This window comes from Hydrogenophaga sp. PBL-H3, assembly GCF_010104355.1.
Taxonomy (GTDB): domain Bacteria; phylum Pseudomonadota; class Gammaproteobacteria; order Burkholderiales; family Burkholderiaceae_C; genus Hydrogenophaga.
Genome location: NZ_CP044972.1, coordinates 2,684,125 through 2,708,239 on the forward strand (window position 1 = coordinate 2,684,125; position 24,115 = coordinate 2,708,239).

The 24,115-nt window shown below is 63.2% G+C and carries 24 protein-coding genes; 7 read left to right on the forward strand and 17 right to left on the reverse strand.

Annotation, left to right across the window (positions count from 1 at the left end; translation table 11 throughout):
• Positions 1-163: 163 nt before the first annotated feature.
• From F9Z44_RS12330 to F9Z44_RS12340, 3 genes are all read left to right on the forward strand, one after another.
• Positions 164-829: a hypothetical protein gene (locus tag F9Z44_RS12330; protein ID WP_159606550.1), complete on the forward strand. Its 666-nt coding sequence runs from the start codon at positions 164-166 to the stop codon at positions 827-829.
• Positions 807-1,409: a hypothetical protein gene (locus F9Z44_RS12335; RefSeq protein WP_159606552.1), complete on the forward strand. Its 603-nt coding sequence runs from the start codon at positions 807-809 to the stop codon at positions 1,407-1,409. Before F9Z44_RS12330 ends, F9Z44_RS12335 begins: the two co-directional genes overlap by 23 nt.
• A 70-nt stretch (positions 1,410-1,479) precedes the next feature.
• Positions 1,480-2,457: an MBL fold metallo-hydrolase gene (locus F9Z44_RS12340; protein WP_162147756.1), complete on the forward strand. Its 978-nt coding sequence runs from the start codon at positions 1,480-1,482 to the stop codon at positions 2,455-2,457.
• Between the two features lie 132 nt (positions 2,458-2,589).
• Here F9Z44_RS12340 and aceA read toward each other — a convergent pair whose 3' ends face one another.
• Positions 2,590-3,921, reverse strand: coding sequence for an isocitrate lyase (gene aceA, locus F9Z44_RS12345; protein WP_159606556.1), 1,332 nt, complete (start codon positions 3,919-3,921; stop codon positions 2,590-2,592).
• 384 nt (positions 3,922-4,305) lie between these two features.
• On the opposite strand from aceA, the gene F9Z44_RS12350 reads away from it, so the two are divergent.
• Positions 4,306-5,187, forward strand: a complete 882-nt coding sequence (locus F9Z44_RS12350; RefSeq protein ID WP_236574353.1) for a DMT family transporter — start codon at positions 4,306-4,308, stop codon at positions 5,185-5,187.
• A 1-nt stretch (position 5,188) separates the two neighbouring features.
• Here F9Z44_RS12350 and F9Z44_RS12355 read toward each other — a convergent pair whose 3' ends face one another.
• Together F9Z44_RS12355 and hemN are read right to left on the reverse strand one after the other, a co-directional pair.
• A complete protein-coding gene (locus tag F9Z44_RS12355) occupies positions 5,189-5,860 on the reverse strand; it encodes a sulfite exporter TauE/SafE family protein (protein ID WP_159606558.1) in 672 nt (223 codons plus the stop codon).
• Between the two features lie 19 nt (positions 5,861-5,879).
• Positions 5,880-7,259 carry an oxygen-independent coproporphyrinogen III oxidase gene (gene hemN / locus F9Z44_RS12360; RefSeq protein ID WP_159606560.1) on the reverse strand — a complete coding sequence of 460 codons (1,380 nt, stop codon included), beginning with the start codon at positions 7,257-7,259 and terminating at the stop codon, positions 5,880-5,882.
• 150 nt (positions 7,260-7,409) lie between these two features.
• Here hemN and fnr point away from each other — a divergent pair, with 150 nt between their 5' ends.
• Positions 7,410-8,129, forward strand: a complete 720-nt coding sequence (gene fnr, locus F9Z44_RS12365; protein ID WP_159606562.1) for a fumarate/nitrate reduction transcriptional regulator Fnr — start codon at positions 7,410-7,412, stop codon at positions 8,127-8,129.
• A 459-nt stretch (positions 8,130-8,588) separates the two neighbouring features.
• Here fnr and F9Z44_RS12370 read toward each other — a convergent pair whose 3' ends face one another.
• The 9 genes from F9Z44_RS12370 to F9Z44_RS12410 all read right to left on the reverse strand — a co-directional run bounded on the left by F9Z44_RS12370 (position 8,589) and on the right by F9Z44_RS12410 (position 16,476).
• On the reverse strand, positions 8,589-8,819 hold the full coding sequence (locus F9Z44_RS12370; protein ID WP_159606564.1) for a hypothetical protein: 231 nt from the start codon (positions 8,817-8,819) through the stop codon (positions 8,589-8,591).
• Positions 8,820-8,847: 28 nt separating this feature from the next.
• The gene (locus F9Z44_RS12375) at positions 8,848-9,135 is read right to left on the reverse strand and encodes a nitrogen fixation protein FixH (RefSeq protein ID WP_159606566.1); all 288 of its coding nucleotides are present in this window, start codon (positions 9,133-9,135) and stop codon (positions 8,848-8,850) included.
• Positions 9,136-9,171: 36 nt separating this feature from the next.
• Complete coding sequence (ccoG, locus tag F9Z44_RS12380) at positions 9,172-10,545, reverse strand: cytochrome c oxidase accessory protein CcoG (RefSeq protein WP_159608695.1); 1,374 nt, start codon at positions 10,543-10,545, stop codon at positions 9,172-9,174.
• Between the two features lie 96 nt (positions 10,546-10,641).
• A complete protein-coding gene (gene ccoP / locus F9Z44_RS12385) occupies positions 10,642-11,559 on the reverse strand; it encodes a cytochrome-c oxidase, cbb3-type subunit III (RefSeq protein WP_159606568.1) in 918 nt (305 codons plus the stop codon).
• 33 nt (positions 11,560-11,592) lie between these two features.
• On the reverse strand, positions 11,593-11,730 hold the full coding sequence (locus tag F9Z44_RS12390) for a cbb3-type cytochrome oxidase subunit 3 (protein ID WP_159606570.1): 138 nt from the start codon (positions 11,728-11,730) through the stop codon (positions 11,593-11,595).
• Between the two features lie 16 nt (positions 11,731-11,746).
• Positions 11,747-12,373, reverse strand: coding sequence for a cytochrome-c oxidase, cbb3-type subunit II (ccoO, locus tag F9Z44_RS12395; protein WP_159606572.1), 627 nt, complete (start codon positions 12,371-12,373; stop codon positions 11,747-11,749).
• Between the two features lie 10 nt (positions 12,374-12,383).
• A complete protein-coding gene (gene ccoN / locus F9Z44_RS12400) occupies positions 12,384-13,829 on the reverse strand; it encodes a cytochrome-c oxidase, cbb3-type subunit I (protein WP_201449956.1) in 1,446 nt (481 codons plus the stop codon).
• A gap of 79 nt (positions 13,830-13,908) precedes the next feature.
• Positions 13,909-14,046, reverse strand: a complete 138-nt coding sequence (ccoS, locus tag F9Z44_RS12405) for a cbb3-type cytochrome oxidase assembly protein CcoS (RefSeq protein WP_159606574.1) — start codon at positions 14,044-14,046, stop codon at positions 13,909-13,911.
• Between the two features lie 42 nt (positions 14,047-14,088).
• On the reverse strand, positions 14,089-16,476 hold the full coding sequence (locus tag F9Z44_RS12410; RefSeq protein WP_236574111.1) for a heavy metal translocating P-type ATPase: 2,388 nt from the start codon (positions 16,474-16,476) through the stop codon (positions 14,089-14,091).
• A gap of 79 nt (positions 16,477-16,555) precedes the next feature.
• On the opposite strand from F9Z44_RS12410, the gene F9Z44_RS12415 reads away from it, so the two are divergent.
• A complete protein-coding gene (locus tag F9Z44_RS12415; protein WP_159606576.1) occupies positions 16,556-16,999 on the forward strand; it encodes a universal stress protein in 444 nt (147 codons plus the stop codon).
• 66 nt (positions 17,000-17,065) lie between these two features.
• Positions 17,066-18,433, forward strand: coding sequence for an MATE family efflux transporter (locus F9Z44_RS12420; RefSeq protein ID WP_159606578.1), 1,368 nt, complete (start codon positions 17,066-17,068; stop codon positions 18,431-18,433).
• A 96-nt stretch (positions 18,434-18,529) separates the two neighbouring features.
• Here the strand turns inward: F9Z44_RS12420 and F9Z44_RS12425 are convergent, their stop codons facing one another.
• Genes F9Z44_RS12425 through F9Z44_RS12445 form a run of 5 tightly spaced genes read right to left on the reverse strand, consistent with a single transcriptional unit; the run spans position 18,530 to position 23,905 of the window.
• A complete protein-coding gene (locus F9Z44_RS12425) occupies positions 18,530-20,071 on the reverse strand; it encodes a malonate--CoA ligase (protein WP_159606580.1) in 1,542 nt (513 codons plus the stop codon).
• 44 nt (positions 20,072-20,115) lie between these two features.
• A complete protein-coding gene (locus tag F9Z44_RS12430) occupies positions 20,116-20,877 on the reverse strand; it encodes an enoyl-CoA hydratase/isomerase family protein (protein WP_159608698.1) in 762 nt (253 codons plus the stop codon).
• A 13-nt stretch (positions 20,878-20,890) separates the two neighbouring features.
• Positions 20,891-21,877, reverse strand: a complete 987-nt coding sequence (locus F9Z44_RS12435) for a Bug family tripartite tricarboxylate transporter substrate binding protein (protein ID WP_159606582.1) — start codon at positions 21,875-21,877, stop codon at positions 20,891-20,893.
• 34 nt (positions 21,878-21,911) lie between these two features.
• On the reverse strand, positions 21,912-23,240 hold the full coding sequence (locus F9Z44_RS12440) for a malonyl-CoA decarboxylase (protein WP_159606584.1): 1,329 nt from the start codon (positions 23,238-23,240) through the stop codon (positions 21,912-21,914).
• Positions 23,237-23,905 (reverse strand): GntR family transcriptional regulator, encoded by a 669-nt coding sequence (locus F9Z44_RS12445; protein WP_159606586.1) that lies wholly within the window; start codon positions 23,903-23,905, stop codon positions 23,237-23,239. The genes F9Z44_RS12440 and F9Z44_RS12445 overlap by 4 nt, the downstream gene beginning before the upstream one ends.
• Between the last annotated feature and the right edge of the window lie 210 nt (positions 23,906-24,115).

Below are 24,115 nucleotides of genomic sequence, written 5' to 3' on the forward strand. Positions count from 1 at the left end.
AGACCACTAGGTGGACGGGAATCGCCACAAGAGGTACAACCGCTAGCAGAGGACTAGAGCATGGTTCGACCATCCGAATCTATTACCCGCTACGAGCTGTTTGGCAAGCATCACTTTTTTTGACACCTCCACTGCTACTCGCAGCACTTTGAAATCTACGCTAATGACTCAAGCCGATAACAGGAGATCATTCACCGTTGTGGCAACAGGACCTTTCGCGCCTGGCACCTTTCATCCCTGGTGGTTTGCACATCACAAACTACTTGGGGAGGTTGAATCAAAGGGTACTGATCAAGTATTGGTAACTCCAGATGCCACCATTTTCAACGTCGCGGGGTTTGATATAGATGTTCGGACTAACAGGATTCAAATTGGCACAACCCAGGAAAATCTATTTGAACCTGTACGTGATTTGATGTGTGGAGTTCTTGATGTTCTTGAAGGGACATTTATTGACGAGCTCGGAATTAATTGGGTCGAACATTACTCAACTCAGTCTGAAAAGGCTTGGCATCATGTAGGTGACACGCTTGTGCCAAAAACAATGTGGAATAAAATTTGGCCCAAGCGCGCTGGCATGCTCAATCTCCAAGTTCAACTTGAAAGAAATGATGATCTTAATGGGAAGATCAACTTAAACTTTCAGCCATCAAATATCGTTAAAAATGGCATATTCACCTCCATCAATGATCACTACAACCTCAAAATCAATGATGCAAAGGTAAGTTCAGCAGAGGCCTCAGAATTCTTGAGAAAGCACTGGACAAGCTCTAAAGAAACTGCTGAAAAGCTTTTTAAGGAATTGTATGAGCACACCAACGCTACATAGCACTCCCTTAACTCATGGAACTCACGGGACAGATCCAAGAAGTTTCGAGAGCTCGAAAACAGAGATTCATGACGGTTACACGCAGCCCAGAATTACAAAATCAGTTGATCCAAACTGGGGCGAGTTCAACCAAATTTTAGTGCCGGGTAGCACACAAGTAGTTAGGTCCAACGCGCAAGCGCAAAGAACTCTTCCTATTTCCAAGGAAGAGAAGGAAACAGTTGCCTTTAAATTGCTGGAAGCGTGGACAGGTAGAGTTGAACACGTAGACACCGAGAGTGGTGTGTTTGACGCACAAGTTTCTAGTGAACATCAAGCCGGCATTCTAGAAAACGCGCAGTTTAACTTTGAAGAGATATCAGAAGATGATCTTGACCTCATCAAACCAGGTGCATTGTTTTATTGGTCAGTAGGGTATCGAGTTGACAAGTTTGGCCGTAGGTCAACCGAATCGTCACTGCGCTTTAAGAGAGGAAAAATTTGGACACGCAAACAGAATGAACAACTGATAAATGCACCCCTATTCGACCTTGAGTGGCTAAAATCTGACTTAGCACCAGCTAGTAATGACCCTGCCTAAACCCAGTGAGTTAGAAGTAACTTTGATAGGACCGAGTGTTGGAGAATGCATAATTCTTCACTACCAAGACATGTGGTTCGTCATTGATAGCTGTATAGATCGAGAGACCAAGACACCCACAGCGCTTCTTTACCTAAACTCGATAGGTGTAGATCTCACGAAAATCAAACTAGTTGTATGCAGTCATTGGCATGATGATCATATTCGGGGACTGAGCGACATTTTAGCTGCAGCGCCCAATGCAAGATTTTGCATGTCGAGTGCATTAGCATCAAAAGAATTTCTATCCCTCTTGCAGGCATACAGTGACGGCTCAACTGAAGAAGACCCTTTTACTTCCGGTGTAGCTGAACTGACGAATTGCTTAAAGATAGTTAGATCGAGAAATACACCGCCAAAACTGGCGACGCAAGATCAACGCATTTTTATGTCACAAGATGGTGTCGTAGAGCTTTGGACCCTTAGTCCTTCACCTGAAAACTCAGCAAGAAGTCTGATAAGTTTAGCCAAGCTAATGCCTCCACTTTGGACAAATAAGCTCACCCTACCGGCACAAGGACCTAACCATGTCGCCGTCGCAATGCACTTTAGAGCAGGAGAACATTCAATTCTACTGGGATCGGACTTGGAAGAACACGGTAATATTTTGACGGGATGGAGTGCTGTTTTAGCGAGTAATGAGAAGCCGGGACAAAAGGCAAGTCTCTACAAAGTTGCACATCATGGATCTATAACCGCTGAGCATCAGAGTATTTGGACAGATTTGCTACTGCCTGATCCGCTCGCAATTCTTACGCCATTTAGTCGCAGTAAGCTGCCTCGGGCTGAAGATATCGAACGTATTAAGGCACGGACAAATCGTGTGTTCATCACGGCTCACGGCGCCAAGCCTATTGTGAAGAGAACAGGTGCATTGGCGAAAATGCTTAAATCCAAGAATATGTCTATCGTCGATCTCCGCCCGGGCTCATTACAGTGTCGAATTGATTGCGCGATACCTGATTCCGAGTGGAGAATCGTCCAAACCGGTAACGCGAAGCAGTTGTAGTTTGATTGCTTGTAATACATCAATTTAGAGCACTTTCCCTTAAAACTAACTTCCGCACCAATAAAAAAAAGCCACCCCGAAGGGTGGCGTTTCCTCGTCTCCTCCAACCGCTCTGGGGCGGACTCGGGGATGTCAGTGGAACTGCTCTTCTTCGGTCGAACCGGTCAGGGCTTTCACGCTGGACGAGCCGCCCTGGATCACGGTGGTCACGTCGTCGAAGTAACCGGCGCCCACTTCCTGCTGGTGCGACACGAAGGTGTAGCCCTTGTCGCGTGCGGCGAACTCGGGCTCCTGCACCATGTTCACGTAGTGCTTCATGCCTTCGCCGCGGGCGTAGGCGTGGGCGAACTGGAAGGTGTTGAACCAGTTGATGTGGATGCCGGCCAGCGTGATGAACTGGTACTTGTAGCCCAGCGCTGCCAGGTCTTCCTGGAACGATGCGATCTGCTTGTCGTTGAGGTTTTTCTTCCAGTTGAAGGACGGCGAGCAGTTGTACGACAGCAGCTTGCCGGGGCAGGCGGCCTGCACGGCCTGGGCGAACTCGCGGGCGAAGCCGATGTCGGGCACGCCGGTCTCGCACCACACCAGATCGGCGTAGGGGGCGTAAGCGATGCCGCGGCTGATGGCCTGCTCCAGGCCGTTCTTCACGCGGTAGAAGCCTTCTTGCGTACGCTCGCCGGTCAGGAAAGGCTTGTCGTTGGCGTCGTGGTCGCTGGTGATCAGGTTGGCGGCTTCGGCGTCGGTGCGGGCCAGCACGATGGTGGAAACACCCATCACGTCGGCGGCGAAGCGCGCGGCGATCAGCTTCTCGCAAGCCTCTTGCGTGGGCACGAGCACCTTGCCACCCATGTGACCGCATTTCTTCACGGCGGCCAGCTGGTCTTCGAAGTGCACGCCTGCCGCACCGGCGGCGATCATGTTCTTCATCAGTTCGAAGGCGTTGAGCACGCCACCGAAACCAGCTTCTGCATCGGCCACGATCGGCAGGAAGTAGTCGATGAACTCAGGACTGCCCGGCTCGATGCCACGGCCCCACTGGATTTCGTCGGCGCGCTTGAAGGTGTTGTTGATGCGGCGAACCATGGTGGGCACCGAGTCGTAGGCGTAGAGCGACTGGTCGGGGTACATGGTCTCGGAGGTGTTGCCGTCCGCTGCCACCTGCCAGCCCGACAGGTACACCGCTTCCAGACCGGCCTTGGCCTGCTGCATGGCCTGGCCTGCGGAGATCGCGCCAAAGGCGTTCACGTAGCCCTTTTTGGAGCCGCCATTGACCTTGTCCCAGAGCTTTTCGGCGCCACGCTTGGCCAGCGTGTGCTCGATTTGCATGCTGCCGCGCAGACGCACGACGTCGGCGGCGGAGTAGCCGCGCTTGACACCTTTCCAGCGGGGGTTGGTCGCCCAGTCTTTTTCCAGGGCTTCGATTTGCTGCTGGCGGCTCAGTTGCTCGGTGAGGGATTGAGGCATGGGGATACTCCGTGAGGTTGATGGATCAGGGTTGGCTTCGGTAGTGCAAGTTCGCTTGCAAGGCCTCAGCCAGCGCCTCGACTTTAAGTCTTATAGAAGAGTTTTAGACGCTCTTATGTCTTATATAAGAGAAAAACTTTCTCTATGTTTATCAACAGCATTTTTGTACTTTTTCTCAATATGGAATCAACTTTCTTGTATTGAGAAATTTTTGCGCACCGCAACATTCTTTTATTTCACAATGAGAAATTGACAACCCTCATCCCGAAAAGCAAGGGCGCAGCACCTTCGGGCATGATCCAGCCCACTTTTGAATCAAGCGATCCTGTGAACCCCATCCCTCCCCTGAACCGTTGGTGGGCCTACGCCAGCCTTGCACTGAGCATGTCGCTCGTGGGCAGTTACGTGGCTTTGTCCAAGCCGCTGGTGCTCGTGTTTCCCATCTTCCTGCTGGCCTGGCTGCGGTTCGGCATTGGCGGGCTGGCCATGTTGCGTTGGTTGAAGAAGCCGCCGGGCGAGCCACCGATCACGCCGCACACGCGTCGGCTGTTGTTCCTCGAATCCTTCCTCGGCAACTTCCTGTTTTCCATCTGCATGCTGTTCGGCGTGAGCATGACCACGGCTGTGGCGGCCGGCGTGGTGATGTCCTCCATCCCGGCAGTGGTGGCGGTGCTGAGCTGGGTCTTTCTGCGCGAACGCATCGGCTGGCGCAGCGCAGCGGGCATCGCCTGCGCGGCCATCGGCATCGGCCTGTTCTCGCTGCAGAAAGTGGACACCGGTGCGGCGGTGGACAGCAACGGTCCTTTCGGCATCAGCCGCGCGCTGCTGGGCAACCTCCTGGTGTTCGCGGCGGTGGTGTGCGAGGCTTCTTATGTGGTCATCGGCAAGCGCCTCACCGAGGGTCTGGGTCCGAAGCGCATCTCGGCCATCATCAACTTGTGGGGGTTTGCGTTGGTCACGCCGTTCGGGCTGTGGGCCGCGTGGTCGTTTGATTTCGGCACGGTGAGCCTGCCGATCTGGACGCTGCTGGTGTTCTACGCGCTGGCGGCCAGCGTGTGGACGGTGTGGCTGTGGATGACTGGCCTCAAAACCGTGCCGGCCTCGCAAGCCGGCGTGTTCACGGTGATGCTGCCGGTGAGCGCGGCGGCCATCGGCGTGTTGTTCATGGGCGAGCGACTCACTGCCATTCAGTTGCTGGCCTTCGGCATCGCCCTGCTCGGCTTGGTGCTCGCCACCTTGCCGGGCCGCAGCAGCCAGACAACCTGAATCAGAGACACCAGAGCCCGGTGGGTTGGGTGATGCCCATCCACAGAGCCCAACCGGATGTGGCCGCCAGCGCCAGGCCGGCCAGGCGAATGCCCCAGGCGCCGGAGCGCGCGCCGTTCAGGCGAAGCAGCAGCCATGGAGCGGCAGTCAACGAGATCGACGTACCGATGGAGAACAGCGCCATGATGGCCGCGCCCTCCAGCGCGTTGGCCGACAGCGAAGCCACCAGCAACGCCGAATACAGCAGGCCACAGGGCATGAGCGCCCAGGCCACGCCCAGCACCACCGGGGCGCGCTGGCCCATGGACATCAGCACGGGCCGCGCCTTGCGCCAGATGTTCTGGCCCATGGTCTCGATCCAGGCGGGCTGGCGCGCGCGCCACAGCAGCGTGACCCCCAGCAGCAAGGCCGCCACGTGAAACGAGGTCCACACCGGGCGAATCACCGCAGTGTTGGTGCCCAGCCAGGCCAAGCCTTGCACCGAGCCCGCGGCAAAGGCGCCGAACAACGCGTAACCAACCATGCGGCTGAGCTGGAAGGTCCACAGGGCCTGCGTGCTGCGCTCCCCGGCGCCGCGGCTGATGCCGGCGCAGGCCGCACCGCACATCGCCACGCAGTGGGGGCCACCCACCACGCCCATGAACAAGGCCGTGATCGCCATTGAAGTTTGCATGGGCTCAATGTAGTGCAGCTCAGATGAGCTTGGAGAAGCGTGCCCGGTCCTGGTCGACCCGCAGGTACTTGTCGAACACCATGGCAATGGCGCGCACCAGGTACCAGCCAGCCTCCGTCACCTGCAGACCGGTCTTGTCCAGACGCACCAGCCCTTGCTCGGCCAAGCCTTGCAGCTGCTCCAGCTCGCGGGCGAAGTAAGACTTGAAATCGATCAGGTGCCCAAGTTCGATCGACTCGAACTGCAGCTCGCCCTGGCACATCAACGACATGATCACCGCGCGGCGCAGCAGGTCGTCGCGCGTGAGCGCCAGGCCGCGCACGATCGGCAGGCGGCCCTGGTCCAGCATGTCGCGGTACTCCTCCAGCGTCTTGGCGTTCTGGCTGTAGGTGGCCCCGATACGCCCGATGGCGGACACACCGAGTGCGATCAAATCGCAGTCGGGCTGGGTGCTGTAGCCCTGGAAGTTGCGGTGCAGCCGGCCCTGCCGCTTGGCCACGGCCAGCGCGTCGGTCGGCAGCGCAAAGTGGTCCATGCCCACGTAAACGTAGCCGGCGTCCTGCAACGCGTCCAATGAAGCCGAGAGCATGGCCAGCTTGGCGCTGCCGCTGGGCAGTTCGGCGGCGACGATGCGCCGCTGCGGCTTGAAGCGCGCTGGCAAATGAGCGTAGGCGTAGAGCGCAATGCGGTCGGGGCGAAGCGCATTCACCTGGGTCAGGGTGCGTGCGAACGACTCCGGCGTTTGCATCGGCAAGCCATAGATCAGGTCGACGTTGACGGACTCGAATCCGATACGGCGCGCGGCGTCCACCAGTGCGAACACCTGCTCGGCGGGTTGCACGCGGTGCACCGCCTTCTGCACGGCGGGGTCGAAGTCCTGCACACCGAAGCTCAGGCGGTTGAAGCCCAGACGGGCCAAGTTGCGCAGGCGCTCTTCGCTCACCGTGCGCGGATCCACCTCCACCGAATACTCGCCGCCAGGCACCAGCGTGAAGTGCGAGCGCAGCATGGTCATGAGGTCTTCGAGCTCGGCGTCCGACAGGAAGGTCGGCGTGCCACCGCCCAGGTGCAGCTGCGAGACGTTGTGCCCCCGGCCGAAATGGGCTACCTGCAGTTCGACCTCCCGTGTGAGGTAACGCAGGTATTCGGCCGCGCGCTCGTGGTGCTTGGTGATCACCTTGTTGCAGGCGCAGTAGTAGCAGACCGACTCGCAAAACGGGATGTGCACGTAAAGTGATAGCGGCAGTGCCATCGATCCCGCTTTTCGCTGCTCGAGCGCCTGAACGTAGTCTTGCTCGGTGAAGGCTTCAACGAAGCGGTCGGCGGTGGGGTACGAGGTGTAGCGTGGTCCGGGGATGTCGAACCGGCGCAGCAGATCGTCGGAAATGGTGTGGCTCACAGGATGTCTCCCAATCAATGGAACCACTGTGCCGCAGGAAAGGCCTGGGGCCCTTGATCTTCATCAACAGGCAGATGCGCCCTGCCCGTTTGGGAGCACCGACACCCCACGGGGGTATGCTGTGGTCTGTCACACATTCCCGGATTTCGTATGGACGCCCACACCATCAAAGTTGCCTGTTCCAGCTGCAACCTGCGCGAGCTCTGTCTGCCCATGGGTCTGAACCCTGACGAGATGGACAAGCTGGACCGCGTGATCTCCACCCGCAAGCGGATCAAGCGAGGTCAATCGCTGTTCAGCGTCGGCGACAAATTCACCTCGCTCTATGCGGTTCGCTCGGGGTTCTTCAAGACCTGCGTGACCACGGCCGACGGCCGCGACCAGGTGACCGGCTTCCAGATGACGGGCGAGATCATCGGCATGGACGGCATCGTGAGCGACCACCACTCCTGCGACGCGGTCGCGCTGGAAGACGCCGAGGTCTGCATCATGCCGTTCGACCAGGTCGAGGAACTCTCGCGCGAATTCACCACGCTGCAGCACCATGTGCACAAGATCCTGAGTCGCGAGATCGTGCGTGACCACGGCGTGATGCTGCTGCTGGGCAGCATGCGCGCCGAAGAGCGGCTGGCCGCTTTCCTTCTCAATCTGGTGCAGCGCCTGCACGCTCGCGGCTTCTCACAGTCCGAATTCGTGCTGCGCATGACGCGCGAGGAAATCGGCAGCTACCTGGGCATGAAGCTGGAGACGGTGAGCCGCACGTTCTCCAAGTTCGTGGAGGACGGCATCATTGAGGTGAAGCAGCGCTACGTGCACATCAAGAACGTCGACGGACTGCGCCAGATCGTCAACCCGCAGACCTGTATCTAAGGCCCCCACGCTCCGCCGCTGCGCGGGTCGCTGCCCCCCACGGGGGCTGTTTTGCCTTGGGGCGGCCCGGCGGCAAAACGTAGCCCCCACGCTCCGCCGCTGCGCGGGTCGCTGCCCCCCACGGGGGCTGTTTTGCCTTGGGGCGGCCCGGCGGCAAAACGTAGCCCCCACGCTCCGCCGCTGCGCGGGTCGCTGCCCCCCACGGGGGCTGTTTTGCCTTGGGGCGGCCCGGCGGCAAAACGTAGCCCCCACGCTCCGCCGCTGCGCGGGTCGCTGCCCCCCACGGGGGCTGTTTTGCCTTGGGGCGGCCCGGCGGCAAAACGTTGCCCCCACGCTCCGCCGCTGCGCGGGTCGCTGCCCCCCACGGGGGCTGATCCGGCTTGGGGCGGCCCTGCGCCGGATCCCCAGGCCCCCACGCTCCGCCGCTGCGCGGGTCGCTGCCCTCCTGAGGCGGATCGTTCAGAGTTCCGACGAAGGCAGGGTCAGCAGCGTGGTGAGCGCGCTTGACGCCATCGTCAGCGCCCAGAACACGAAAAACGCCAGCGTGTAGACCGCCTCGCGCGAAAGCGCCAGCGGCGAGCCGAACCAGTGCAGATCGCTCGGGTCCACGAGTGCAAAGACCACCATCTCCAGCACGGCCGCCACCAGAAAGGCGGGCCATGCGATCCCCATCAGGCGCTTTCCCCACATGGGTTTGTCTCCCCGTTGTCGTTGTGGATCACTCGGCCGGGATCACCGGCGAGGCGGCGTTGTTGCGCGCCTGGTGGGCCGGCTGCAGCTTGGCTAAGGCGTCGATGCGGGCCTGGCCCTGCAACGCATGAGCAGCCTTGAAATCGCGCTGGTAGTCGGCCTTGTTGAGCACCGGGTCGGCACCGTTGATGGCGAAGAAGGCGGCGGTCAGGCTGGCCGCCACACCCACCAGTGGCGCACCCACCACCAGCCACATGTGAGGCGTGCGCCACCAGGCCGGGGCCGCAGCGGTGTTCGTGGCGTTGGATGAAGTCATGGCAATCTCCTGAAAAGGCAAATCTGGGTGGGCGATTCAGCGCGGCACGAGGAAGGCGGCCTTCTCGGTCACGCGGGCCACTTCGTCACCGGTGGAACGGATCTCGAACCGGATGGGGTGAGAACCGGCTTCGGCGGTGCCAGGCGGGATCTGGACCCGCACCGCGGCCGATCGCACTTCGGTGGGCAACACCTCGACCTCGGCAAGCGGGTCCAGCGTGATGCCGGGCAGGCCCGAGACCGTGATGGCGTAGCGCTGCGTCTTTTCGGTGGCGTTCATGATCTGCAGGCGGTACACGTTTTCGATGCGGCCCTGCTCCACCATGCGCGCGAGCGAACCGCGGTCGCGCATCACGTCCACCCGCAGTGGCGTGCGCAGGAACAGGCTCACACCCACCGCCGCGGTGATGGTCAGCAGGATGGCCGAGTACACCAGCACGCGCGGGCGCATGGCGCGCTGCAGCATCTGCTTCGTACTCCAGCCCTGCTCCATGCCGTTCTGGGTCGAGAACTTGATGAGGCCACGCGGGTAGCCGACCTTGTCCATCACGTCGTCGCACACGTCGACGCAGGCCGCGCAGCCGATGCACTCGTACTGCAGGCCCTTGCGGATGTCGATACCGGTCGGGCAGACCTGCACGCACAGGGTGCAGTCCACACACGAGCCCAGCCCCAGGGCCGCCGGGTCGGCCTTTTTCGAGCGAGGACCACGCGGCTCGCCGCGCTTCTCGTCGTAGGTCACGATCATCGTGTCCTTGTCGAACATTGCGCTCTGGAAGCGCGCATACGGACACATGTGCTTGCAGACCTGCTCGCGCAGGAAGCCGGCGTTGCCGTAGGTGGCGAAGCCATAGAAAAACACCCAGAAGGTTTGCCAGGGGCCGAGCGAGGCGGCCACCGAGAGCGCGGCCAGCTCGCGGATGGGCGTGAAGTAGCCCACGAAGGTGAAGCCGGTCCACAGCGCAACGGCAATCCAGAGCACCTGCTTGAGCACGCGCTTGCCGAGCTTGGATGCCGACATGGCGGCCGCGTCCAGCCGCAGGCGCGCGGAGCGGTCGCCTTCCACCTTCTTTTCGATCCACAGGAAGATCTCCGTGTAGACCGTTTGCGGGCAGGCAAACCCACACCACAGCCGACCCGCCACCGCCGTGAACAGGAACAGCGAGAGTGCCGAGATGACCAGCAGCCCGGTGAGGTAGATGAAATCCTGCGGGTAGAGCACCAGACTGAAGATGTAGAAGCGGCGCGCCTCCAGATCGAACAACACGGCCTGGCGCGCATTCCACTCCAGCCAGGGCAGACCGTAGAAGACGACCTGCGTGATCCACACCATGATCCAGCGCCAGTTGGAGAACACGCCCGAGACCGAGCGCGGATGGATCTTCTGGCTCGACGCGTACAGCGACACCATCACCTCGTCGTCTGCGGCCGCAGGCACGATGGGGATGATGGTGGCTGAAGGTTTGGCGCCAGGTGTTGCTTGGGACACGGAGGCTTTCAATCAGACTCAGTTGGTCGCCACCGGCGGCTTGTTGGACAGACCCCAGATGTAGGCGGTGAGGACATGGATCTGGTCGGCGTTGAGCTTGCCGGCCTGCGCCGGCATCTGGTTGGTGAAGCCGTTGGTCACGGCACGCACGATCGCCTCCTCGCCCCAGCCGTGCAGCCAGATGCCGTCGGTCAGGTTGGGGGCACCCAGTGCGGGGTTGCCTTTGCCCTCGGCGCCGTGGCAGGCAGCGCAGGCACCGAACTTGGAACGACCCACCGCAGCGCGCACCGAGTCGTGCGGCGTGGCCGACAGACTCATCACGTAATGCGCCACGTTGCGCACGTCATCGGGCGTGCCCACGGCTGCAGCCATGGGCGGCATCATGCCGATGCGGCCCTGCGTGAGCGTGGTCTTGATGGTTGCAGGATCACCGCCGTGCAACCAGTCCCCGTCGGTGAGGTTGGGGAAGCTGCGGGCGCCGCGCGCGTCCGAGCCGTGGCACTGGGCGCAGTTGTTCATGTACAGGCGCTCGCCGATGGCCATGGCCGGCGCGTCGCCCGCCAGTTGCTCGGGCGACAGGCCGTTGAAGCGCGCGTAGATGGGTGCGATGTCCTTCTGCACCTTGTCGACCTCGGCCTGGTGCTGGCCTTGCGACGTCCAGCCCAAAACGCCCTGGTACTTGCCGAAGGTGGGGTACAGCACGCCGTAGACCAGCGCGAAGACCACCGTGATGATGAACAGGTACACCCACCAGCGCGGCAAGGGGTTGTTCATCTCTTGCAGGTCCTCGTCCCACACATGGCCGGTGGTGTTGTCGGCCCGTACCTTGACTTTGGTGGTGCCGCTGATCCAGAGCAGGACCGCGCAGGCCAGGATGCTGACCACGGTCAGCCCGGCCACGTACCAGGACCAGAATTCGCTGGTGAAATCACTCATGATGTTTCTCTTGTTCTGACGGAGTCGTGGGGTTCATTCGTCCTGGAAAGGCAGCTGGGCCGCCTCCTCGAAACGTTCCTTGTTCTGCCTGGACCAGGCCCAGACCACGATGCCCAGGAAGGTCAGCATGCTGACCACAGTGACGATGCTGCGCAGGTCGTTGATGTCCATGGTGTCCTCCGTGGGCTTACTTGATCGCGGTGCCGAGCACCTGCAGGTAGGCCACCAGCGCGTCGAGCTCGGTCTTGCCTTTGACGTCGGCGGTGGATGCGGCGATCTCGTCGTTGGTGTAGGGCGCGCCCAGGGTGCGCAGCACCTCCATGCGCCGGGGAATGCCGGCTTCGTTCACCGTCTTCTTCGCCAGCCATGGGTAGGCCGGCATGTTCGACTCGGGCACCAGATCGCGCGGGTTGGTCAGGTGCGCACGGTGCCATTCATCGCTGTAGCGCCCGCCCACGCGGTGCAGGTCGGGCCCGGTGCGCTTGCTGCCCCACTGGAACGGCCGGTCGTACACGAATTCACCCGCCAGCGAGTAGTGGCCGTAGCGCAGCGTCTCGGCCTGCAGCGGCCGGATCATCTGCGAGTGGCAGTTGTAGCAACCTTCGCGCACATAGATGTCGCGTCCGGCGATCTGCAGCGCGCTGTAGGGTTTGAGGCCCTCTACCGGCTGGGTGGTGGACTTCTGGAAGAACAGCGGAACGATCTCCACCAGTCCACCGACCGCGATCACCAGCACGATGAGCACGATCATCAGGAAGTTGTTGGTCTCGATGCGCTCGTGCGTGAAACCCTGGGGTTTGTCTTGATTGGCCATGGTGTTGTCCTCAGGCGTGAGCAGGGTTGATGGCGGGGATGCGCACGTCCTGTGCCAGCCCGCTCCTGACCGTCATGACGGTGTTCCACAGCATCACCACCATGCCGCCGAGGTACAGCAGACCGCCCAGCAGGCGGATCACATAGAACGGGAAGGTGGCCTTGACCGACTCCACGAAGGTGTAGGTGAGGCTGCCGTCGGGGTTGACCGAGCGCCACATCAGGCCTTGCATCACACCGGCGATCCACATGGCGGCGATGTAGAGCACGATGCCGATGGTGGCAACCCAGAAGTGCAGCTCGACGGCGGGCACGGAATACATCTTTTTCTGGCCGTACAGGCGCGGGATCAGGTAGTACATGGACCCCATGGTCACCAGGCCAACCCAGCCCAGGGCGCCGCTGTGCACGTGGCCCACGGTCCAGTCGGTGTAGTGCGAGAGTGCATTGACCGTCTTGATCGACATCATCGGACCTTCAAAGGTCGACATGCCGTAGAACGAGAGCGAGACGATCAGGAAGCGCAGGATGGGGTCATCGCGCAGTTTGTGCCAGGCGCCCGAGAGCGTCATGATGCCGTTGATCATGCCGCCCCAGCTGGGCGCCAGCAGGATGAGCGAGAACACCATGCCGACCGACTGCGTCCAGTCGGGCAGCGCGGTGTAGTGCAGGTGGTGCGGACCGGCCCACATGTAGGTGAAGATCAGCGCCCAGAAGTGCACGATCGACAGGCGATAGGAGTAGACGGGGCGCTCGGCCTGCTTGGGGATGAAGTAATACATCATTCCAAGGAAACCGGCGGTGAGGAAGAAGCCCACCGCGTTGTGGCCATACCACCACTGCACCATCGCGTCCTGCACACCGGCGTAAGCCGAGTAGGACTTGAAGCCGTCCACGGGCAGCGCGGCGCTGTTGACGATGTGCAGCATGGCCACGGCCAGGATGAAGGCGCCGAAGAACCAGTTGGCCACATAGATGTGGCGCACCTTGCGTTTGCCGATGGTGCCGAAGAACACCACCGCGTAGGCCACCCAGACCACCGCGATCAGCAGGTCGATCGGCCATTCGAGTTCGGCGTATTCCTTGCCCTGGGTGAGGCCCAGCGGCAGCGTGATCGCGGCCAGCACGATCACCAGCTGCCAGCCCCAGAAGGTGAAGGCCGCGAGACCGTCGGAGAAGATCCGTGTCTGGCAGGTGCGCTGCACCACGTAGTAGCTGGAGGCAAAGAGACCGCAGCCACCAAAGGCAAAGATCACTGCGTTGGTGTGCAGCGGCCGCAGGCGGCCGTAAGACAGCCATTCAATGCCCAGATTGAGCTCGGGCCAGGTGAGCTGCGCCGCAATGATCACGCCCACCAGCATGCCCACCACCCCCCACACCACCGTCATGACGGCGAACTGCCGCACCACTTTGTCGTTGTAGACCGCCGACTGGCTGGCCTTGTTTGTCACGGACATACTGAAACTCCTCGCAAATGTCACTGATGGAAGTGTCTTCACGGACACGATTCGATACCTTGACTTACATCAAGCGGGCTCAATCGCTCTTGAGAATCCGCTCACCTTCGCGCTCGATGTTGTCGAATTGCCCCGACTGCAAGGCCCACCAGAACACGCCGATGATCCCGAACACGAGCAGCACGGACAGGGGAATCAGCAGGTACAGGATGTCCATGGGTGGTGGGCTTGCAGCGTGGTTGTGGAGGTGTGGGCCATGCTACGCCGATGCGGGCGCGGGAGGCGGGTTGTTCGATGACGCTTGCGGGGTTTTTCCCGCCAGGCGCAGGGCATTGCCGATCACCAGCAGCGAACTGCCCGCCATGCCCAGGCCGGCCAGCCAGGGCGGCATCCAGCCCACCAGCGCCAGCGGCACGGCCACCACGTTGTAGGCGGCGGCCCAGATGAGGTTTTGCCGCACGATGCGCAGCGTGGCGCGCGCCTGGGTGAGCGTGTGCACCACGTCCATCACCTGCCCGCCCTGGATCACGTAGTCCGACTGGGCCTGCGCCAGCGGCGCGGCCTGACCCAGCGCAAACGAGGTGTCGGCGCGCGCGAGCACCGGGCCGTCGTTGAGGCCGTCACCCACCATCGCAATCGTCAGGCCCTGCGCCTGCAGCCGGGTCACTTCCACCAGCTTTTGTTCGGGCGTGGCGCCGGCAATCACGTGGTCCACGCCCACCGCCTGGCCCACGGCTTCGGCCGCGGTCGCGCGGTCGCCCGAGAGCAGCCAGGTGCGCACGCCCAGCGCACGCAGGGCCTGCACCGCTTCGCGGGCGTCTTCGCGCAGGCCTTCTTCCAGCGTGAAGCTGGCCATCCAGCCCGCGTCGTCGCTTAGGTGGGTGCGCGGCGCTTCGTCGTCTGCGGCGTGCGCGGGTGCACCGCAGAAAGCGGCCGAGCCCAGTCGCACACCTGTGCCGTCGGGCAGGCGGGCCTGCATGCCCTGCCCGGCCACTTCGGTCACATCGGTCAGCAGTTGCCCACCGCCCTGCCGCGCCAAGGCGCGAGACACCGGGTGCAGCGAACCCGCCGCCAGCGCACCGGCCAGCGCCAGCGCCTGCTCGCGGCGCACGCCGGCCCGGGTGCTCACCTCGCGCAGCTCCAGCCGGTCGTGGGTCAGCGTGCCGGTCTTGTCGAACACCACGGCGTTGATGCCGGCCAGCACCTCGAACGCCTGCAGCCGGCGCACCAGCACACCCCGGCGTGCCAGTGCCCCCGCCGAACTCAGCATGGCCGCTGGCGTGGCCAGCGACAGTGCACACGGACAGGTGACGATGAGCACAGCCACCGCCACGGCAAGCGCCCGGGTGTGATCGATCTGCCACCAATAGACACCCGCCACAGCCGCTGCCAGCAGCACCAGCACGAGAAACGGCGCGGCGACCCGGTCGGCCAGGATGGCCAGGCGCGGCTTCTCGGTGGAGGCCTGCTCCATCAGCTTCACGATCTGCGCAAAGCGCGTGTCGCGCCCCACCTGCGTCACGCGCACGCGCACCGGGCCGCCCAGGTTGAAGCTGCCCGCCACCACGCCCTGCCCTTGCGCACGGTTCACCGGGCGGGACTCGCCGGTGAGCAAGGCCTCGTCCACCGCGGCGCGTTCGCTCAGCAATTCACCGTCGGCCGCAAAGGCCTGCCCCGCCTGCACCCGCACCACGTCGCCCACCGCCAGCCGGCGGATCGACACCGTCTCCAGGCCGCTCAGAGTCTCGCGCTCGCACACTTCGGGCAGGCGGTTCATCAGACCATCCAGCGCCCCGGCCGTGCGGTCGCGCGCCTTGAATTCAAGGTATCGCCCACCGAGCAGGAAAAACACGAACATGGTCAGCGAGTCGAACCAGACCTCGGCACCCCAGGGGCCGGTGGGGTCGAAGGTGGCGGCCGAGCTCACCAGAAAAGTGACCAGGATGCCGATGGAGACCGGGGTGTCCATGCCCACACGGCCATGCTTGAGGTCGCGCCAGGCGCTCTCGAAAAACGGACCGCTGGCAAAGAACACCACCGGCAGGCTGATCACCCAGCTGGCCCAGCGCAACAGCTGGTCGATGTCGGCCGGTATCTCACCAGGCTCGGTCACATACGCAGGCCACGCGTACATCATCACCTGCATCATGCAGAAACCCGCCACGAACAGGCGCCACAAACCCTGGCGCGTCTCGCGCAGGCGCTCGCTGATGCCCAGGGCCTGTTGCATGGGCAGCAGGCGGTAACCGCGCTCGCCCACCGCCTGCGCCAGGGCCGAGATGCGGGTGGCCTGTGGGTCCCAGCGCAAGGTGAGCCGGCGCGTGGCCGCGTGCACACGCGCCTGCACAACGCCAGGCAAGCCCTGCAGGGCCGACTCCACCGTGTCGGCGCAGGCCGCGCAATACATGCCCTGCACCATCAACACCGATTCGGCGAGTTCACCCTCGGCCGGTTCGATGCGCTGGGTGAAGGTTTCTTGCTCCACCGGATCGTCGAGCACCGCGAAGTTGTCGGTGACGGTGAGCGGACCCCGGTGGTCGCCCAGCCAGCTGGTTGCTGACGGCGCGGGTTCGGCAAGTGGGGGCCGCACCCGGAGCGTGGACACGGCCTGGTTCATGGAGGAAGCGTAATCGGGGTCTTGTTTCATGGGTTTGATCCAAGTCAACCACAAGGCGGCCACCTGCGCTACCCTGCGGACTCGAACAACAACCTTGCAGGAGCAGACCATGTACAAGCGCATTCTGGTGGCCACCGACGGATCCAAACTCTCCAAGATGGCCGTGGAGCACACCATCAACCTGGCCGACCTCACCGGCGCCGAAGTGGTTGCACTCAAGGTGATCCCCCGTTATCCGCAAACCTACTTTGAAGGCGGCGTGGCGCTGGCCGCCGCTGAGATCGCACGCATCGAAGCCCAGTGGAACGAAGAGGCCCTGGCCGTGGTGAACGAGGTGAAATCGGCCGGGCAACTGCGCGAGGTCAAGGTCAAGCCGGTCACGGTGAAATCCGACCTGATTGCCGAGGCCATCATCGCTGCGGCCAAACGCAACAAGTGCGACCTGATCGTGATGGCCTCGCACGGGCGCCGCGGCTTGAAGCGTCTTCTGCTGGGCAGCGAGACCCAGCAAGTCCTGACGCATTCGCACACACCGGTTCTGGTCTTGCGCTGAACAGACCTCGGCCTCCCGGGCCCGAGAGGCCCGGTGTAGAGTGGGTGCGCATACACGCCCACCCACATGCCGCCATCGCCCCACGCCGCGCCGAAGTTCGTCACCGGCTCCACGCTCAGACACGTCATCAGCATGACCGCCACCGGCTCCATCGGGCTGGCGGCGGTTTTTTTCGTGGACGTGCTCAACCTCTTCTACATCTCGCAGCTCGGGCAGAAGGAGCTGGCCGCCGCCGTGGGCTACGCGGGCACGCTGCTGTTTTTCCTCACGTCCATGGCCATTGGCCTGTCGATCGCGGCCACGGCACTGGCATCGCGGGCGCTGGGGCGCGGCGAACGCGACCAGGCCAAGCTGATCGCGGGCGCCTCGCTGGTGCTCATGGCCGTGTTCATGGGCGTCGCCGTCTTGTTGGTCTACCCCTGGCTGGCCGAACTGCTGGGCCTGCTGGGGGCCCGGGGCGATACCGCCACGCTGGCGCTGCGCTTCACGCGCGGCGTGTTGCCCTCGGCCGTGCCGCTGGGGCTGGGTATGTGCCTGGCGGCGCTGCTGCGCTCGCTGGGCGATGCACGCCGGGCCATGTTCGTCACGCTGGGCGCAGGCGCTGTGTCGGCCGTGCTGGACCCCTTGCTCATCCTGGGCCTGGGTTGGGGGCTGGACGGTGCGGCTGTGGCCACGGTGCTGGCGCGCTGCTCCATGGCGGTCATCGGCCTGCACGCACTGCTGCGCGTGCATGGCCTGTTCGCCTGGCCGAGTGCCGTGGTGCTGCGCGGCAGCCTCAGGCCGTTCCTGGCCATCGGTGTGCCGGCGGTGCTGACGCAGGTGGCCACGCCGGTGGGCAATGCTTTTGTGACGGCGGCCATCGCACCCTTTGGCGACAACGCAGTGGCGGGCTGGGCCGTCATCGTGCGCCTGATCCCGGTGGCCTTCGTGGCGCTGTTTGCGCTCTCGGGTTCGGTGGGCCCGATCCTGGGCCAGAACCTCGGCGCGCGCCGTTTCGACCGTTTGCGCAGCACGGTGCGCGACAGTTTGAAGGTGACGCTGGTCTACGTGCTGGTGGTCTGGCTGCTCATGGCGCTGGGCAGCGGTTTCATCGCCGACGCGTTTGGCGCGCAAGGCGAGGCGCGCGAGCTCATCGTGTTCTTCTGCGTGTTCGTGGCGGGCAGCTTCTTCTTCAACGGAGCGCTGTTCGTGGCCAACGCTGCCTTCAACAACCTGGGCTTTGCCTTCTACTCCACGGCTCTGAACTGGGGCCGCGCCACGCTGGGGGTGGCGCCCTTCATCTGGATTGGTGCGCAGTGGTTTGGTGCGCGGGGTGTGCTGGTGGGCTACGGCCTCGGGGTGGTGGTGTTCGGGGTGGTGGGGGTGTGGTTGAGTCGGCGGGTTCTCAAGCGGTTGGAGCGGGAGGCCACTTCTTCTGTTCTGGCTCCCCCTTAGTTTTTCGTTGATTGCCTGCGCTTCTTCGGCTCGCGGACGTGGGGTGCATCCAAGCTCGCCAAACTTTCAAAACGCCGTTCGAACACCAACAGAAGCTCAGGCAAACAAGCCCTTGTGCTCTTCACGAAGCAAGTTCTTCTGCACCTTCCCCATCGTGTTGCGCGGCAACTCAGCCACCACAAAACAGCGCTTGGGAATCTTGAAGTTCGCAAGACGTGACTTGAGCGATGCCAGAACCTGAGCAGCGTCCACCTGCGCCCCCGGCTTGGCAATCAGCAGCGCCACCCCCACCTCCCCAAAGTCCGGGTGCGGCACGCCGATCACCGCGCTCTCCACTACTCCCGGCATCTCGTTGATGTACCCCTCGATCTCGGCCGGGTAGACGTTGTAGCCGCCCGAGATGATCAGGTCTTTGCTGCGGCCCACGATGTTCACGTAGCCGCGCTCGTCGATGCGACCCACATCACCCGTCTTGAAGAAACCGTCGGGGGTGAATTCTTCGGCGGTCTTCTCCGGCATGCGCCAGTAGCCCTTGAAGATGTTGGGGCCACGCACCTGGATGCCGCCGATCTCGCCCGCTTGCGCCAACTGACCGTCGTCGCCCATCACGCGCAACTCCACACCCGGCAACGGGAAACCCACCGTGCCGCCGCGCCGTTCGGTGGCGCCGCCATGGCGCGCGTCGGCGTTGCAGGGGTTGGAGGTCAGCATCGCGGTCTCGCTCATGCCGTAGCGCTCCAGGATGGTGTGGCCCGTGCGGGCTTTCCAGTCGTTGAAGGTTTCGATCAACAGCGGCGCCGAGCCCGAGATGAAGAGGCGCATGTGGGCCGCCTGTTTCACCGTGAGTGTGGGTTCGGCCAGCATGCGGGTGTAGAGCGTGGGCACGCCCATGAACACCGTGGCTTCGGAGAACTTGCGGATCGCCAGCTTCGGGTCGAACTTGGACATCCAGAACATCTTGCTGCCGTTGATCAGCGCACCGTGGATGGCCACGAACAGGCCGTGCACATGGAAGATCGGCAGCGCGTGGATCAGCACGTCGTCGGGCTTCCAGCCCCAGTAGGTCTTGAGCACCTCGGCGTTGCTGCGCAGGTTGCCGTGCGTGAGCATGGCGCCCTTGCTGCGGCCGGTGGTGCCGCTGGTGTAGAGGATGGCGGCGAGGTCGTCGTCGCGGCGCACAGCCGGCGTGTGCCGGTCGCTCATGTGCGACGCGCGCTCCAGCAAGCTGCCGGTGCGGTCGTCGCCCAGGGTGAACACGTGGCGCGTGCCGGCGGTGAAAGCGATCTTGCTGACCCAGCCAAACTGCCCCGGGCTGCACACCACCACCGCAGGCTCGGCGTTGCCGATGAAGTATTCGATCTCAGCGCTCTGGTAGGCGGTGTTGAGCGGCAGGAACACGTGGCCTGCGCGCAGCGTGGCGAGGTACAGCACCAGGGCCTCGACCGACTTCTCCACCTGCACCGCCACGCGAGACTCGGGCGGCAACGCCAGCGAATCCAGCAGGTTGGCCACCATGGCCGAGGCGCGGTCGAGATCGCGCCAGGAGTAGTTCAGACCGTCGTCGGTCTCGATCGCCACGCGGTCAAGGTCCTGCGGAAAAGCGGCGCGCAGGGCAGCAAAGAGGTTGAGGTTGCTCATGTTCTGGTCAGCAAGGTGGAGTGACAAAAAAATCAGAAGGTCCGTCAAAACACGGGTGGGCGCTTGGCGATGAATGCGGCAATGCCCTCGCGGTGTTCGGCGCTGTCGGCGTACCGGTAGGCACCATCGCTCTCGGCCACCGCGTGGCCCTGCGTGGCACGCAAGGCTTGTTTGTTCAGGCGCGCGGCCTGCGGCGACAGCGCGCAGATGCGCTGCGCGCGCGCCAGCAACGCGGTGGTGAGCGTGCCGTCGGGCAGCACGGTGCTCAAGAAGCCGCGTGCCTTCATCTCGGCAGCATCAAACACCGCAGCCTCCAGCAGCATCTCGCGCGCGGTGGCCGCCCCGGCCTCGCGGGCCACCAGCGCTGCTTCGCGCGGCGCCATGGGAAAGCCCAGCCTGGCAATCGGCGCACCGAAGCGCGCTGCGCTGGCCGCCACGCGGATGTCGCAACAGCTGGCGATTTCCACTCCCGCGCCCATGCAGTTGCCCTCGATCTGCGCCAGCAGTGGCACGTCACACGCCAACATGGCACCCAGGCCACCCCACACATCGCCTTCGTGGAAATCGCGCAAGGCGACTTCGTCGAACCGGAAGTCGGGGTACTCGGCAATGTCGCCGCCCGCGCAGAAGTGACCGCCCTCGCCCGCCACGATCACGCAGCGCACGTCGACGCTGCCATGCAGGTCCTCGAAGACCGTCTTGAGTTCACGCCACATCGCGCGCGACATGGCGTTGAACTTGCCGGGATTGGACAGCGTGACGCGGGCCAGCGGACCGTCGATGTCGAGATGGACCTGGCCAGCCACAGCGTTCAAGTGCTCAGTCCAGCTTGGCGCCGGAGACTTTGACCACCGCGGCCCACTTGCGGATCTCGCCCTTGACGAAGGCGTCGAACTGCGGGCCGCTGATGTTGGCGAACTCGGCGCCCTGGCTTGCCCACACGGCCTTGGCTTCATCGGTGCTCACCGCCTTGCGGATCTCCTCGATCGCGCGGGCCTGCGCATCGGCAGGTGTGCCCTTGGGCGCCCACACGCCATACCAGGTGGTCACGTTGTACTCGGGCAGGCCGAGTTCGGCGGCGCACGGCACGTCGGGGAAAGCCGGGCTGCGCTTGGCGCCCGAGACCATCAGCGCCTTGATGCGTCCACCCTTGATGTGCGTGGCTGAAGAGCCGAGCCCGTCGAACATCATGTCAACCTGGCCGGCGATCAGGTCGTTGAGTGCCGGGCCTGCGCCACGGTAGGGAATGTGGGTGATGAAGGTCTTGGACTGCTGCTTGAACAGCTCGCCCGCGAGGTGGTGCGAGGTGCCGCCACCGGCCGAGCCGTAGTTGAGCTTGCCGGGGTTGGCCTTGACCTGCGCCATGAATTCCTTGAAGCCCGCGCCCGGGATGTTCTTGGGGTTGACCACCAGCACCTGCGGCACGCTGGCCACCAAGATGAGCGGGATCAGGTCGGTCTCGATGTTGTAGTCGAGCTTGGGGTACATGCTCGGGGCAATGGTGTGGTGCACCGCGCCCATGAAGAGGGTGTAGCCATCGGGCACGGCCTTGGCCGCGATGCCGGCGCCCAGCGTGCCACCAGCGCCACCGCGGTTGTCGATCACCAGGCTCTTGCCGGAGAGGCGCGTGAACTGCGCGGCCATGGGGCGGGCGAACGCGTCGGTGCCGCCACCGGCGGGAAACGGCACGATCATGGTCACGGGCTTGTTGGGCCAGGTGGACTGGGCATATGCCCCGGTGCCGTAAACGGCGGCGCCGGCAACAGCCGTGCGCAGGATGTCTCTGCGGTTGAAGCGATCGATCATGTTTTTTGTCTCCTGTGGTGATGAAAAAGCAGCGTCAAAGGTACAGGTCTTCGATCGCTGAGGCTATCGGGATCTTTCCCTGCGCCAGCCAGGCGCGGTGTTTCTCCAGGCGTTTAAGGTCATAGAGGTAATTGACCATCAAACCGTAGGATTGTTTGGAACCTTTGTTGGACGGGTCACCCGCCCAGTTCAGGCGCTCCACGCGGGCGCCGTTGCCCAAGTGGAAGCGGGCCACCGGGTCCAGTGGCTTGCCACCCTGCATTTCCTTGCCCAGGTAGCGCGCGGCCCAGCCCAGCAGAGCCTTGCGCTCGGGCGCAGCCTCGGTGAGCTGTTCGAGGTTCTCCCAGCTCTTGAGCAGTTCGGCCGGTGCGTTCTTGTTCAGCCAGGCGCGCAGGCCCGGTATGGGCGAGAGCGTGACGAACACCTTGAGCTTGGGAAATTCCTGGTGCAAGGTCTCGACCACGCGCTTGATCAGCGAGTCGCCAAAGCTCACGCCGCGCAGGCCGTTCTGGGTGTTGCTGATCGAATAGAAGATGGCCGTGTTGGCCTTGGCGATGTCGACCGGCGCGGCCTCCTCGTCAAGCAGCGGCGTGATGCAGTCGGCTATCTCGTTCATCAGCGCCACCTCCACGAAGATCAAGGGCTCTTCGGGCAGGCGGGGGTGAAAAAATCCATAACAGCGGCGGTCGCCATCGAGCCGGTTCTTCACGTCGGCCCAGCTGCGGATGTCGTGCACCGCCTCGTACTTGATGAGTTTTTCCACCAGCGACGCCGGCGAATCCCAGCTGATGCGGCGCAGCTCGAGAAAGCCCACATCGAACCAGGTGGAGAACATGTATTCCATCTCCACGTCGAGCGCGAGCAATCGCTTGTCGCCCTTGAGGTGCGGCTGCATCTCGGCGCGCAGATCAACCAGAAACCGGATGCCCTCGGGGTGCGCGCTGAAGCGCTGAAGGATGCGCCGGCGCGGCGACACCGTGGCACGGCGGTACAACACCTCGGCCGCTGCTTCGTCGGGCGTGCCCACGGCGGCGGCGAACTGGGTCTGGGCGGCCTTGATCTGCTCGACATCGGCCACGAAGTGCTCGCTCATGAGCAGCCACAGGTCGCGCCGCTGCGGGGCGGCGGCCTGGGCGTACCAGGCCATCAGGTCCTGGGCACGGCGCCCACCCTCCACTTCGCTCAGCAAGGGATCGACGATGCCCTTGAGCTGATCCAGCAGGCGGCGCAACTGCCGTGGCGACATGGCCTCGTCGTCGTGGCGCAGCGAGCCCTTGAGACGCTCCTGCGTCGAACGCACGCCCGCCTTGGCGCCGGGGCGCAACATGGAGGCACCCTTCTCCAGCCATTCCGCGGTGTTCATGCCGTGATCCTCGAAGTGTTGCTGCGCGCGAGCTCGCGCAAGGCCACGCGCTGGCGCGTGAGGTGGGTGCGCATGGCGGCCTCGGCACCTTCGGCATCGCGCGCCTTGATCGCGGCAAACACCGCCATGTGTTCGGACAGGCTTTGCTCCAGCCGGCCCGGCGCATGCAGCTGCTGCAGGCGCGCAAGCTTGACGATCTTGCGCAGATCGCCGATCACCTGCGCCAGCCAGCGGTTGTTGGCCAGCGTGATGATGGCTTCGTGGATGGCGAAGTTGGCCTGGTAGTAGTCGTTGATGCGGCGGGCATGGGCACAGCGCTTGAGGCGTTCGTGCATCTGCTCCAGCGTCAACAGATCAGCGTTGGTGGCGTTGCTCGCGGCTTCGAACGCACAACGGCCTTCGAGCAGGGCAATGACCGGAAAGATCTCGTCGAGGTCGCGCTCGGTGATCTGGTTGACGAAACATCCCCGGCGCGGCTCATGGCGCACCAGGCCTTCAGCGGCCAGCACCTTCAGCGCCTCGCGCAGCGGTGTGCGCGAGATCGCCCATTCACCACAGAGCCCCAGCTCGTCGATGAAGCTGCCGGGCGACAGCACACCGTCGAAGATGCGCTGTCGCAGCTTCTCGGCCACTTCGTCGTGCAGGGAGTTGAGCACCAGTCGCATGGGGTCGGGTTTATCCGTAATCACCTGTAATTACGCATCATCATAAAAAATCCCCGGCCACATGCACCGGGGATTTACCCCTACCGGCGATGGACGGCGATCAGATCCGCCGCCGGGCCGCCCTCAGGCGGATCAGCCGCACGCACCCGGCAAGGACGGGGCCCTCCCCGTCCCGGGGCAGCGCCCCGCGAAGCGGTGGAGCGTGGGGGC